Origin of the sequence: Dyadobacter sp. 22481 (assembly GCF_052044875.1) — a bacterium.
Classification (GTDB): Bacteria; Bacteroidota; Bacteroidia; order Cytophagales; family Spirosomataceae; genus Dyadobacter; species Dyadobacter endophyticus.
In genome coordinates, this window is sequence record NZ_JBQENV010000002.1 from 1,927,231 (window position 1) to 1,941,258 (window position 14,028).

Consider the following 14,028-nt stretch of genomic DNA (forward strand, 5'->3'; position numbering starts at 1 on the left):
TATGAAAAAGAGAATTGCTTTGGCCCTTGGGCTGACAATGGGCCTGAGCGCCTGCTATGACGACTACATCAAGGATTTCGACTATACCTCGGTGTATTTCATGTACCAGACCAACGTGCGGACCTTCGTGGTAGGTGAGGGGATGAGCATCGAGGTAGGGGCTGCGCTAGCGGGTGTCCGCGAGAACCGGCAGGACCGCATCGTAGGCTTCCAATTGGATGACGCACTGATCAATCGCGATGCATTGGAGGCTATGAAAGCCGGTGCAGGCTACATCCGTGAGGCAGTAAATGGCGTCGATACGCTCAAACCGCTGCCGACCGACTATTTCACCATCTCGGACAATTCCAGGATGGTGATCAAGGCCGGTACGCACATGGGCGCCGTGGTGATCAAAGCCGATTCGGCGCGGTTCCTGAAAGACGCCGCCACGATCCGCGCCGGATATGCCATACCGTTCTACATCACTTCCGCCGACGCCGATTCGGTCATTAACGCGAAGCGCTCGGCTGTGGTGGCGCTCAAATACGAGAACATGCTTTTTGGGAACTACTGGCACGGTGGCGTTACGACGGTAAAGGACGCTACGGGCAAGGTGGTGAAAACGGTGAAGTACTACACCACGATTCCGTCGCCGGAAGCCAAGGTTTTCAAGCTAAAAACAGTAGCTCCGGATGCACTCGTAACCAACAAGATCAGCGATCAGGAAGGCTCATTCAAGATTACGCTCGATGGAAATGCCGTCAGGATCAGCAAAGCCGACGGCTCCGCGATCCAGGTAAAACCCGATGGTCCCAGCACTTTCAATCGGCCCAAACTGTTGCAGGATCGTAAGTTATTTTTAAGCTATAAATATGAAAATGAGGATGGTACAACCTCTTTTGCCCAGGACACGCTGACCTTCCGGAACCGTATCCGCGACGGTGTCAACGAGTGGCAGGACGAGAATCCGGACCATTATAAATAAGTGTCAGATTACTGCTTCATCAATAGCCTGCCTGCCATATCTGCTGGGAATAGCTCTTACTTAATATTGTTTAAATACAATATTCGGAGAGTGCCTGCCTAGCGGATATGGCATTTTTGTATTTCTTTGTGTAAATATCTTATAATAAAATATTGGAACGAGTCTATTTTGGCAACGTTCCCGATAACGATTGCATAAATAAACTTCGCGGATCGTTTTCAATTTTCTCCCCGAATCTCTATTCTCAAATTGATTTTCAAATGGTATAATAAGTACAATAAATAGGCTTATTGGAATTGTTCAAAAAGGCATACTACCGGAAATCAAAAATACTTATCATCCCTGAACCTCTTTCCAGATAAAACATTTCAACAGATTGGTTACAAATCTGCGCCAAGTAACTGCGTGTGCATTGTAACTATTGATGGGAAAAATATAATTATTTGTAAGGGGGAATCTATCAAGTGGTCGTCAGAATTGACAGTTTATGGTGAACTATTAATGGTTAAACAATCAATGCGTATGAAAAGAAACTTTACAAGTATTAGCCACTGTATGATGCGTTGGGCAATGGCTGGTGCGGTGATGACGGGTTTTACAGGGCAGGTCTATGCAATGAGGCCTTCAAACCCGGCCATCAGGGTTATCGACAGGGCAGTTTCAGGAAAGGTGACCTCCGTAGAGGACAACCTTCCGATCCCGGGCGTTTCGGTAGTACTGAAAGGAAGCAAAACCGGTACCAATACGGATGCCGATGGGGCTTTCAAGATGAGCATACCGGAGGACAATGCGGTCCTCGTGTTTTCAGCAGTGGGTTTCGTAACGCAGGAAGTTGCTGTTGGCAATAAAAGTGTGGTGGATATTGTGCTGTCCAGTGATCAGAAAATACTGACAGAGGTTGTGGTTGTGGGTTATGGTACGCAAAAGAAAAGCCAGCTGACCGGTGCGATTTCTTCGGTCGGTTCGAAAGAAATTAATGAAATGCCCATTACCAACCTCGGGCAGGCACTGCAAGGCCGTGCAGCCGGGGTGGACGTAACGCAGTCGGGTTCCAAGCCGGGAACGGTGCCGAAGATCCTGATCCGCGGCCGTCGCTCGTTTAATGCAGGTAATGATCCTTTATATGTAGTGGATGGTATTCCGTTGGGAGCGGGTTACGACGATATGAACCCCAATGACATCCAGTCGATGGAGGTTTTGAAAGATGCTACCGCAACGGCGATCTATGGTTCGCGCGGTGCCAACGGCGTTGTCATCGTGACGACCAAGCGCGGTGCGCCAAAGGGTAAGACGACTGTCAGCTACGATGGTTATGTAGGTGTTTCCAAAGCGCTCGATAAAGTGGAGCTTTTCAGCGGATCCGAATTTGCGGAGTTTGTTCGGGAAGCCTATCGTGCCACGGGTGGGTATAAAGATGCAGCCGGCAACGCGATCCCCACTGGTGTGATCAATGCGGAGGCCGACGCCAAAGTGGCTGTACTCGGCGGTGACCCTAACGTCGCCAAAGGTATCGCAAACGGCACCAACACCGACTGGCAGGACCTCGTCGTTAAAACGGGTGTAATGCAGAATCACTCAGTGGGTATCCAGGGTGGAAACGACCGGACGCAGTTCTACATTTCCGGAGGTTTCTTCCGCGACAAGGGTGTGGTAAAAGAAGCGAACTTTACCCGTCTGTCGCTGCGCTCGAATATCGACCACAATGTAAACAAATGGTTGAAAGTAGGTTTGTCGTCTTACATGATGAACAGCATCCGTAACGGTGAAAACCTGAACACCTACGGGATGACGATCAACCAGAACCCGCTGGCGGTTCCTTACGACGAAAATGGTAAACTCATTTTCTCCCCCACCAACGATGCGTTGCTTACCAATCCGCTTGCGGAACTGGTGAAGGGCGCGCAGGTGGATCAGCTGAAACGCTACCGGATTTTCAATAGCCTTTACACTGAGTTCAGCATTCTACCTGGCTTGAAATACCGCGTTAACTTCGGTCCTGACTTCACTATTACCCGCTATGGCCGGTTTATCGGAGCACAAACCAATGCCAGAAAAGGCGGAGATGCGCAGGCTAGTAATGCTAACACTTTCGGCTTTAACTGGACTTTGGAGAACATTATTAACTACTCCAAAACATTCGGTGGTAAGCACAACCTGAACGTGACATTGCTCCACTCTATTCAGCGTGACCGTGGTGAAGGTTTCGCAGCCTCCGTGCAGGGTGTACCGGTTGAAACACAATCATTCTATAACCTGGGTGCCGCAACGACCGTATTCTCGCCGGGAAGTACCCTGGTGGAATGGACGATCAACTCTTATATGGGTCGTGTGAATTACGATTATAATGACAAATACCTTGTTACCCTGACCATCAGACGTGACGGTTCGAGCCGTTTCGGAGAAAACAGCAAATATGGTAACTTCCCGGGTGTCGCTGTCGGTTGGAACCTGAGCAACGAGAGCTTCCTGAAAAGCGTTAGCTGGATTGATTTACTTAAAGTCCGGGCAGGTTGGGGGAAAGTGGGTAACACCGGTTTGGCTCCTTATCAGACACAGGCGTTCCTCGGTCGTACCAGCTATGCATGGAACACGAATCCTGCTTACGGTTACCGTCCCGGAACAATCGGAAACGGCGATTTGCGTTGGGAGTCGTCTGCTACTTCCAACGTTGGTCTCGATTTCAGCTTTGTCCGCGGAAAGATTCAGGGTTCATTGGAATTCTATCAAACCAATACTACTGCATTGCTGCTGTCCGACCAGTTGCCAGGATCTATCGGCTTCGGCGCGGTTACCCGCAACGTGGGTGAGACCCGCAACCGTGGTATCGAGTTGAGCCTGACATCCAACAACGTCAACACTGCCGGCGGTTTCAAATGGACCACTGATTTCACGTTTACCAAGAATACCGAGGCTATCCTGTCGCTTTACAATGGAAAAGTGGACGACCTGGGTAATGGCTGGTTTATCGGCCGTCCGCTTAGCACGGTGTACGATTACAGAAAAGTGGGTATCTGGCAAACCAACGAAGCTGATGCTGCGAAATCATTCGCGAGCGAAGTGGGTCAGATTAAAATCAAGGATATCAATGGCGATGGAAAGATCAACGCCGAAGACCGCGAGATCATCGGTTCCGATGTTCCTGATTTCAGCGGTGGTATCACCAACCGTTTGAGCTACAAAGGCTTCGACCTCTCATTCTTCTTCTTTGCCCGTGTAGGTAACCTGATCCGCAGCGAGTTCCACAGAAACAACAATGCATTGGCTGGTCGTTACCAACAAATGAAGGTGGATTACTGGACGCCAAACAACCCGACCAACGAGTTTCCCCGTCCGAAAAGCAACCAGGAGTTCCCGGTTTATGGCAGCACGCTTACTTATTTTGACGGAACATTCGTGAAGCTGAGAAACGTGAACGTGGGTTACACATTCACACCGGAACTGTCTAAAAAGCTGGGAATGGAATCATTGCGCTTGTATTCGAGCATCCAGCAGCCTTTCATCTGGGCGAAATACCGGAGCAAATACAACGGTGTTGACCCAGAAACTACCGGCCTTGCAGCGGGTGGTACAGGTATAACCCCTGCTACGATGGTGATCACATTCGGTGTGAACGCGAAATTCTAGGGCCTGGTTTTGAAATTTTAAAAGATATTGACAAATGAAAAATATAAGAAAATCGATTGTGGTGTGCGGTATGGCGGCGCTGATGTTTGCCGGGCAGGGGTGTAAGGATGTGCTGGAAGAGAAGATAGTCTCGGGCGTTGGCAACGATTATTTGAATACCGCCAAAGGTTTTGAAGATGGCGTGAAGGCCGCCTATTCATCGCTGCGCTTTTACTATGCAACCCAACAGGGCCTTACCATGAGCGAGTATGGCACTGATATTTATGCAACCGGCGCCGATGGTGGCTACAAGGGTTTCCATTTCTATGACGGACAGTTGAACCCGACGGTGGATTACCTCGCTACGACCTGGGATGAGCTTTACAGAGGTATCAACACGTGTAACGCAGTGATTGAGCGTGCCCCGAACGTGGTTGGCGTCGCTGATAATGTCAAGAAGCTGCGCATTGCGGAAGCGAAGTTTTTGCGCGGACATTACTACTATATCCTGCATCAACAGTACGGAGGTGTAGACCTTCGCCTGACGGAAACGCTGCTTCCGACAAAGGAAACTAAGCGTGCCACAGATGCTGAAATGTATGCTGCGATCATCAAAGATTTGAGCGAGGCGGTTACGGATCTGGAAGCAAAGGCACAGTCGAGCGACTATGGCCGCGCTACCAAGCCTCACGCGCAAGCTTTGCTGGCGAAAGTGTATCTGGCAAAAGGATATTCAACCGAAAAAGCGGCGGACGATTTCACCAAGGCAGCGGACCTTCTGAAAGAAGTTTCAACCAAATATGGCTATAAGTTGCTAGACGATTTCTCGGCTGTGTTCGATGAAAACAACCAGAACCACTCCGAGGTAGTTTTTGCCGTGCAATACACCAGCGATGCATTGACGAACGGTACCGGTAACAGTTTGCACCTCTATTTCGGGATGCAGTACGACGTACAACCGGGTATGAAACGGGATACTTACTGGGGACGGCCTTTCAAACGCCTGAGACCGACCGAGTACCTGATCAACACTGTTTTCGCTGAACGTGTCAACGACTCGCGTTACAAGAAGACATTCCGCGATACGTGGCTTTCCAACAACCCGGGTACTTATAACGCGGCTTCGTTTGATGATTCCAAAACAAAAGTGACGTTTGCGGCGGGCGATACGGCCATCTTCATTCCAGGTTACGAAATGACGAAAGAGGTGCGTGCGACGAAAAAATACCAGGTACTCGTGCCTAGCAAGTATTCGGAAGCTTTGTTCCCGACCTTGCAGAAGTTTTTCGATTCAAAACGTCCTGATATGACTTACGAACCGGGCAGCCGCGATTATTACGTGGTGCGTCTGGCGGATGTCTACCTGATGCTTGCAGAAGCGCTGTTTCAATCGGGCGATAAAGCCGGTGCTGCCGAAGCCATTAATATGGTGAGATACCGTGCGGGCTGGCCTGGGAAAAAGGACAAAATGCTCATTGACGCGAAAGACCTTACGATGGAGACGATTATTGAGGAACGTGCAAGGGAGCTGGCCGGCGAGCAAACCCGCTGGCTGGACCTGAAACGCTGGGGCCTCCTCGTGGAAAGGGTTAAAAAATACAACCCTCAGGCTTCGGCTATCGCGGCGCATCATGTGGTGAGACCTATCCCTCAAACACAGATCGACCGCAGTGCGAAAACATCCGATGGTAAATCGGTATTCCCGCAGAACCCAGGGTACTGATCGGTTCCCGGAGTAATAAAATCAAGAGGATGGTTGCCATGTGCAGCCATCCTTTTTTGTTTTAGGAGAGGGGAAAATAAAAAAATATTGCCGGTGAATCATTGGTACTATCCGGTTAAAAATTAGGACTGCTTGTGAGCGTAGACAGGCTGGAATGGGTGGCGTCAGGGTGTTATATTTCACCTAAAACATCATCTTAATTCACTAACCTATGCACATCACAAAAGGACTTTTTACCTCTTTGCGGCGCATGAGCGGGGTATGCATATGTGCGATATGCCTGCACCCGCCGGTGCCCGCCAGTGTCGTCGCGAGTCCGCTCGCAAGGGTTGGCCATGTAATGCAAGCCGACAGAACTATTACCGGCACCGTACTGGCCAAAGACGGAAATACGCCTGTTCCGGGTGTAACGGTGGTTGTCAAAGGAACAAACCAGGGTACGACAACCAATGCGGAGGGCAAGTTCACCATCGAGATTCCCGGAGATGCAGGAGTGCTGGTTTTTTCGGCCGTCGGGTATGTCACCCAGGAGCAGGAAATGGGTAATGCGAGTATAGTCGATATTTTGCTTGTAACCGACTTGAAAACGCTCAATGAAGTAGTAGTTGTCGGCTACGGAACCCAAAAGAAACGTGACCTCACCGGCGCGGTATCACAGGTGAATGCGACCCGGCTAGAAAATGAAAACCCCCAGTCGGTACAAGATGTGCTGCGCGGCAACGTGCCGGGAATGAATGTCGGTTTTTCAGCCTCCGCAAAGGGCGGGGGAAGTGTTTCTGTGCGGGGGCAGAACTCGATCAATGCAGGTTCCAGCCCATTGATCGTACTCGACGGTACGATCTACTATGGCGGGATGGAAGATATCAATCCCAATGATATCGAGACGATCGATGTGCTGAAAGACGCGAGTTCGTCGGCCGTTTTCGGTGCCAAGGCAGCCAGCGGTGTCATTTTGATTACTACTAAAAAAGGAAAGGAAGGTAAGCCGGTTATCAACATCAACAGTAACTTCGGCTTGGCAGAAGTGGCCAGAAACCAGCCGGTACTCAGCCCGCAAGGTTTCATCAGCTGGCGGCAAGAGGTAATGCGAAACATTAATGCCACCGCCGACCCCGCTCGCTTTGCCGACCCCAACCATCTTCCTTCCGGCGTAACCCTTGACCAGTGGCTGGCCTTCGACGGCTCCAAGGGCGACCAGACGACCGTCTGGCTCCAACGGCTGGGGATGCAACCGGCGGAAATTCAGAACTACAAGGACGGCAAGAGTGTAGATTGGTATTCCAAAGTATTCCAGAAAGGTTTCAGGCAAGATCATACGGTAAGCCTTTCGGGGCGTAACGACCGCATTTCCTATTATATGTCTTTGGGATACCTCAATAACGAGGGAATTGTGGTAGGCGACAAATACAGCACGGTTCGCGCGCGTCTGAATCTTGAAGGCAAAGTGAACAAGTATTTGTCGGTAGGCATGAACACGCAGTTTGCCCGACGAGATGAAAGCCAGGTGCCGGTAAACTACGATTTGGCGCGGACCATTTCGCCCTGGGGCTCGGAGTTCGATGCGAACGGCAACTACGCCTGGCGGCCCAACGGCGAAGCCAGCGGTGGTAACCATCCCTATTATGCCCGCCAATTCATCAAACGGGATCAGGGAGCCCAGACATTGAATTCCGTTCTTTTTGCCAAGGTCAGTTTGCCTCTTGGGTTTACTTATCAAATCAATTTTACGCCCCGTTTCGACTATACACACCGCTATAATGCCGAATCTGCCAAGCATGCCGAATGGGCTGCCGAGGGCGGCCGGGCCTCCCGTAAGGATTCGACTGTTTTCAACTGGCAGGTCGATAACATTCTGAAATGGAACAAAACCATTGCTGGAAAACATCAGATTGACCTCACCTTCCTGGCCAATGCCGAACGCTTTAAAAGCTGGCGTGACAGTATTTCTAACAAGGGCTTCGCGCCTACGGACGTTTTGGGTTACCACAATATCCAGGCAGGCGGGCTGCCGGTGGTCTACACCGACGACCAGACCAGCACCGCCGACGCATTAATGGCTCGGTTGTTCTATTCATTCAAGGACAAATACATGCTCACGCTATCGAGCCGGCGGGATGGTTATTCCGCTTTCGGGCAGAAGAACCCGCGGGCTGTGTTTTCATCGGCGGCATTGGGCTGGGTGTTTACCGATGAAAGCTTTCTGAGTTCCAAGTGGCTGAATTATGGAAAGTTACGGGTTTCGTATGGTAACAATGGTAATCGCGATATCCCACGCTACGACGCCCTGGCCGATCTTGCAAGCGGCAAATACCTGCATGTGAAACCCGACGGCACCGTGTATCAGGTAAGCCAGCTGTACGTGAGCCGTATGGCAAATCCGAATTTGAAATGGGAGAAAACAAATGCGCTGAATGTCGGTCTTGACTTTGGATTATTCAACAATGTGGTGGACGGCAGTATTGAATTTTACAAATCGACGACAAAGGATTTGCTGGTGAAACGCGCGCTTCCGAATGTGCTGGGTTTTGACAACGTTTGGGACAACCTCGGCGAAGTGCAGAACAAGGGACTCGAAATCAGTTTGAATTCCAACAATATGCGCCGCGAAAACTTCACGTGGCGCAGTACATTCAACTTCCAGATGAACCGCAATAAAATCGTGCATTTGTATGGCAACTATGTCGATATCAAAGACGGCTCAGGTAAGGTGACAGGCCGTAAAGAGGCCGACGATGTAACCAACCGATGGTTTATCGGTCATGCGCTCGACGAAATATGGAACTACCGGATCCTGGGCGTCTGGCAGAAAGAAGAGGAAGCCGAAGCTGCGAAGTACGGTGTCAAACCAGGTGATTTTAAATTGAAAGATGTGAATAATGATGGCAAGTTCACCAATGACGACAAGGAGTTTCTCGGATACACTTCACCACGTTTCAGATGGACTTTGCGGAATGAGTTCAAACTCTTTAAGGGCCTGGACGTATCGTTCATGATCTACTCCTACTGGGGACAGAAAGCGACATTTAACCAGATGAAGAATCGCGACGGTTTCGTGGACCGCACCAGTTCGTATGTGTTTCCTTACTGGACCGAAGGAAACCGCTCGAATGAATGGGCGAGGCTCTATTCCAGCGAAGGGTCGGCGACGGGGTATGCAGTTTACAGAAGCAAATCTTTCGTGCGATTCGAAAACTTGTCGGTGGCTTACACGGTACCCAAGGCCGTTTCACAAAAAGTGGCCGTGCAAAACCTGCGGATCTATGGTAATGTCCGCAATATCGGCTTCTGGGCACCGCAATGGAACTACTGGGATCCTGAGAACGGGACAAACGGCGCTACGAATGCAAGCATAGCCACATCGGTACCGAGCCCACGGATTTACACGATCGGGCTGGATATCACCTTGTAATCACTATCACACAAAACTGTAAGGATCATGTTTAACCAAACATTAAAATATATACTCGCATTGGGTCTGCTCGGCACAGTGGGGGCGATTACCTCCTGCAAGGAAACGTGGTTGAAACCCGAACCACTTTCATTTTACGAACCCGACCTGACCTTTAAAGACCTGGCCGGGTTGAAAGCAACACTCGTTGCGTGTGAGCGCAATCTACGACTGGAATGGTATGGAGACGCGATGCCGATGATTACCGAATCGGTCTTTTCCGACATTGCCGTGGAAGGGACGACCGATAAATCGGGGCCGGCACAGAACCTGAATCTGCTCATCACACCCGATGCCCAATTGAACCATATCGATTATAACCGAATCGGCTGGTATTGGCTGGAAGGCTACAAGGGTATTAAATATGCCAATACAGCCATTTCCCGTATTGATTTGCCTACTTATAAAAATGAGCAAGAAAGGAACGAAGTGCTGGGCGCTGCTTACTTCCATCGTGCGGCACGCTATTATCGGCTGACGCAGCAGTTTGGAGATATTCCATTGATTTTGAATGAAATCAACGGCCCGAAACTTGATTTTCAGACTACAAAACGCGAAGTAATCCTTAAAAAGATGAAGGAAGACCTCGAATTTGCCGAGCAATGGGTGCCTGTCGTGACGGACAAGGGAATGGTGAACAAAGGTTCGGTAAGTCATTTGCTTACAAAGGTCAACCTCGCGTTGGGATTGTTTGACGATGCGATCAAATCGGCAACAAATGTGATTGACGGCGGTACACACAAGCTGATGACCTCGCGTTTCGGCGTGAATGCCAATGACGCCAGCCGGAATGTGGTATGGGATTTGCACCGGCCGCAAAACAAGGCAATCGCGGCTAATATCGAAGGGTTAATGCTGGTTATCGACCGGCTGAATATCGAAGGCAATGTCGACGGTGGGATGCTCATCATGCGGAACTGTGTGCCGCTTTGGTTCAACAATATCAACACGCCGAATGGAAAACGGGGCACGATCGACACTTATGGCATTGAGATCGACCAGGTTGTGAAATATGGCCGCGGGATCGGACGTTTGCGCCCAACCGATTACGCACAGAACCAGATCTGGGGTGATAAAAACGACCTGCGTCACGCGCCCGGCAACTGGACACGCATGGAGGATATTTTGTACAACAATCCTGCATTGAAAGGCGATGATAGCTACTATGGTAAAAACCTGCAACTCAAAAACGCAGAAGGGGTTGTTCTGACGATCGATACCATACGCTGCTGGTTCGACTGGCCGAACTATAAGCTCTTCGTTGAAGATCCGTTGCGCGTACAACCTCAGGGCGGGAACTCGGATTGGTATGTTTTCAGGTTGGCCGAAACCTACCTCCTGCGTGCGGAAGCCTACGCGTGGAAAGGTGATCTGGCCAAAGCCGCCGATGATGTCAATGCTGTCCGCACCCGCGCCAATTGCGCGCCGCTTGCTGCCGGTAAAATCAATATTGGCACCATCCTCGACGAGCGCGCGCGTGAACTTTATTTTGAAGAGCCTCGTAAGACCGAGCTGACCCGCATTGCCTATATTTTTGCTCAAACCGGAAAGCCGGCGCCCAACGGCAAGACATACAGTCTTGATAAGTTTTCCGATGATAATTACTTCTATGACAGGGTGATGGAGAAAAATGATTTTTATAACAAAGGTGTAAAAACGCGCCACGCCGACGAATACACCATGAGCCCGTACCATGTTTTGTGGCCTATTCCGCAATCGGCGATCGATGGGAACACACAGGCGAGGATCAATCAGAACAAGGGATATGCGGGCTATGAGCGAAATGTACCGCCGCTAACGGAAATCCCGAAATAAATTTACACGCAATGGCCCGTAGATAGCGGGTCATTGTTGTTTTATATCGTCTGGGAGTTATAGATTTTACATTAATCTAAACCTGAAATGAACAGACGGAATTTTCTACAAAACACTTCAGTCGCTGTGGCCGCTACTGCCGCAGGCGCCGGTTGGCTGGAAGCCGCAGTAAAGAAAGGAGATATAAAAATCGGCTATTCGGCCATTACCTGGGGCGGAAAGGACGAACAAGCCATGGCCGATCTGACCGGGCTGGGTTTCAAAGGCATTCAACTGCGGGCCAATACCTTTGGTCCTTACCGCAATAAGCCTTCCGAACTGAAAGATGCATTATTGAAGAACAATTTGACGCTCTGCATGTTTTCGAGCGGGAATGTAGAAATAGATCCTGCAAAATTTGAAAGTACCGTGGACACGCACGTTGCGCACGCGAGTTTTGTGAAAGCACTGGGTGGTAACGCCATGCAGCTTACCAATAGTTTACGCCCGAAAGACCGTGTACCATCCGTGGAAGAGCTGAAAAAGCTGGCGCAGGTAATGAACGAGATTGGTAAGCAAACCGCCGATCAGGGTGTGCAGGCGGTTTATCACAACCATATGAACCAACTCGGTGAGACGCCCGAGGAGGTAGACGTGATCGTACAGGCAATGGATCCGCGGTACATTAAACTGCTGCTTGACATTGCACATTACAAGCAGGGCGGAGGCGAGCCACATGAGGCGATCGTTAAATACAAGGACATTCTGCATTCATTGCATTTGAAAGATACCAAACCGGCGGATACCAAAAGCGGTTACAAGTTTGTGGAACTGGGGCAGGGCAGGGTGGATGTGCAGGCGGTTTTCAAGGCATTGGACAAGATCAGGTTCAAAGGATGGGCGGTGGTAGAACTCGACGGCGTCCCCGATCCCGAGAAATCGCCGTTGATCTGTGCCGAAATCAATAAAAAGTACATCACCGAGGTTTTAAAATATCCGGTGTAGCCTCAACTGGATTTGTAAGGGTATTCTTATTAATATTTCGTTATTATGGCAATAGCTGATATTAGATAGGATGCCCTTTCGCATTTTTCAGTTATTCATCATCTTTATTCAACACAATGAGAAAATTTCGATTACCGCTGGTCGCAATGGCCGCGTTCCTCTTTACCGCGCCGCTTCAAGCACAGAAGTCGAAAGACGGCTGGCAGGACCTCTTCAATGGCAAGGACCTTACCGGCTGGAAACAGCTTAATGGCCAGGCCAAATATGAAGTAAAAGATGGGGCTATCGTGGGGACTTCCGTGATGGGTACACCTAACTCATTCCTGACGACCGAAAAAGATTACGGCGATTTTATCCTGGAACTGGATGTAAAGGTCGATAATAAACTGAATTCCGGTATTCAGATCCGCAGCCTGTCCAAACCCGAATACATGAATGGCCGCGTGCATGGCTACCAGGTCGAGATCGACCCGAGCGACCGCGCATATTCGGCAGGGATTTACGACGAAGCACGCCGCGGTTGGCTTTACCCGCTCGATTTGAACCCGGAAGGCAAAAAAGCATTTAAAAGAGACGCATGGAACAAGTACCGCATCGAAGCGATCGGCAATTCGATACGCACTTTCCTGAATGGTGTTCCGGTTGCACATGTAATCGACGATATGACACCCTCGGGTTTCATTTGTCTGCAAGTGCACGCGATCGGTAGCAAGGAAATGGAAGGCACGCAGGTGAGCTGGAAGAATGTGCGCATCAAAACTACTAAGCTTAAACCGAGCCCGGCGACGAGCGTGCGCATTGTGAACCTGATCCCCAACAACCTCGACGCTTCGGAAAAAGCACAGGGCTATTCATTACTGTATGATGGTAAATCGGTGGACCAGTGGCGTTCTTACGGTGGCACTGATTTTCCTGCCAAAAGATGGAACTATCAGGACGGTACCATTCAGATTTCCAAGTCGGACGGCTCCGAAACCGGTAACGATATTGTTACCCGCAAGCTCTATGGCCCCGCATTCGAATATGAATTTGAATTTAAGCTTACCGAAGGTGCCAACAGCGGCGTGAAATATTTTGTAGACCAGAAGTTCAATTCCAATGGCAAATCGGGTATCGGCTGCGAATATCAGGTGCTCGACGACGAGCGTCACCCGGATGCGAAACTCGGCAAAAATGGCAACCGTACCATTGCTTCGTTTTACGACGTGATCCCGGCGGATCGGCCGAGGAATGCAGTTAAAAAAATCGGCGAATGGAACCAGGGCCGTATTGTCGTGCAGAAAGATGGCACCGTGCAGCATTTTCTGAACGGCTATAAAGTAGTGGAATATGTGCGTGGCTCCCCGCAGTTTAAAGAATTCGTGGCAGGGTCGAAATTTGCGAAATTCGAGGGTTTCGGCTTGTCGCAACAGGGTAACCTGCTGTTGCAGGATCACGGGGATAATGTGTTTTTCCGCAGTTTGAAAGTGAAGGAAATCAAATAGCCCG

At 50.0% G+C, this 14,028-nt stretch carries 7 protein-coding genes; all 7 read left to right on the forward strand.

Annotated features, from left to right (window positions below):
* Position 1: 1 nt before the first annotated feature.
* Positions 2-967, forward strand: coding sequence for a DUF1735 domain-containing protein (locus ACTJJJ_RS18175; RefSeq protein ID WP_188932652.1), 966 nt, complete (start codon positions 2-4; stop codon positions 965-967).
* A gap of 570 nt (positions 968-1,537) precedes the next feature.
* Positions 1,538-4,591: a SusC/RagA family TonB-linked outer membrane protein gene (locus ACTJJJ_RS18180; RefSeq protein ID WP_426295907.1), complete on the forward strand. Its 3,054-nt coding sequence runs from the start codon at positions 1,538-1,540 to the stop codon at positions 4,589-4,591.
* 34 nt (positions 4,592-4,625) lie between these two features.
* A complete protein-coding gene (locus tag ACTJJJ_RS18185) occupies positions 4,626-6,293 on the forward strand; it encodes a RagB/SusD family nutrient uptake outer membrane protein (RefSeq protein ID WP_426293593.1) in 1,668 nt (555 codons plus the stop codon).
* Between the two features lie 211 nt (positions 6,294-6,504).
* Entirely contained in the window at positions 6,505-9,702 is a 3,198-nt protein-coding gene (locus ACTJJJ_RS18190) for a SusC/RagA family TonB-linked outer membrane protein (RefSeq protein WP_440702597.1), read from the forward strand.
* Positions 9,703-9,729: 27 nt separating this feature from the next.
* Positions 9,730-11,556 carry a RagB/SusD family nutrient uptake outer membrane protein gene (locus ACTJJJ_RS18195; RefSeq protein WP_440702598.1) on the forward strand — a complete coding sequence of 609 codons (1,827 nt, stop codon included), beginning with the start codon at positions 9,730-9,732 and terminating at the stop codon, positions 11,554-11,556.
* An 87-nt stretch (positions 11,557-11,643) separates the two neighbouring features.
* Positions 11,644-12,540 (forward strand): sugar phosphate isomerase/epimerase family protein, encoded by an 897-nt coding sequence (locus tag ACTJJJ_RS18200; protein WP_440702599.1) that lies wholly within the window; start codon positions 11,644-11,646, stop codon positions 12,538-12,540.
* 116 nt (positions 12,541-12,656) lie between these two features.
* Positions 12,657-14,024, forward strand: coding sequence for a 3-keto-disaccharide hydrolase (locus tag ACTJJJ_RS18205; RefSeq protein ID WP_188932642.1), 1,368 nt, complete (start codon positions 12,657-12,659; stop codon positions 14,022-14,024).
* Positions 14,025-14,028 lie beyond the last annotated feature (4 nt).

Excerpts from the sequence above, each read along its gene's own strand:
- ACTJJJ_RS18175 (WP_188932652.1), top strand. The coding sequence starts at position 2 with ATGAAAAAGAGAATTGCTTTGGCCCTTGGGCTGACAATGGGCCTGAGC.
- ACTJJJ_RS18180 (WP_426295907.1), top strand. The coding sequence starts at position 1,538 with ATGGCTGGTGCGGTGATGACGGGTTTTACAGGGCAGGTCTATGCAATG.
- ACTJJJ_RS18185 (WP_426293593.1), top strand. The coding sequence starts at position 4,626 with ATGAAAAATATAAGAAAATCGATTGTGGTGTGCGGTATGGCGGCGCTG.
- ACTJJJ_RS18190 (WP_440702597.1), top strand. The coding sequence starts at position 6,505 with ATGCACATCACAAAAGGACTTTTTACCTCTTTGCGGCGCATGAGCGGG.
- ACTJJJ_RS18195 (WP_440702598.1), top strand. The coding sequence starts at position 9,730 with ATGTTTAACCAAACATTAAAATATATACTCGCATTGGGTCTGCTCGGC.
- ACTJJJ_RS18200 (WP_440702599.1), top strand. The coding sequence starts at position 11,644 with ATGAACAGACGGAATTTTCTACAAAACACTTCAGTCGCTGTGGCCGCT.
- ACTJJJ_RS18205 (WP_188932642.1), top strand. The coding sequence starts at position 12,657 with ATGAGAAAATTTCGATTACCGCTGGTCGCAATGGCCGCGTTCCTCTTT.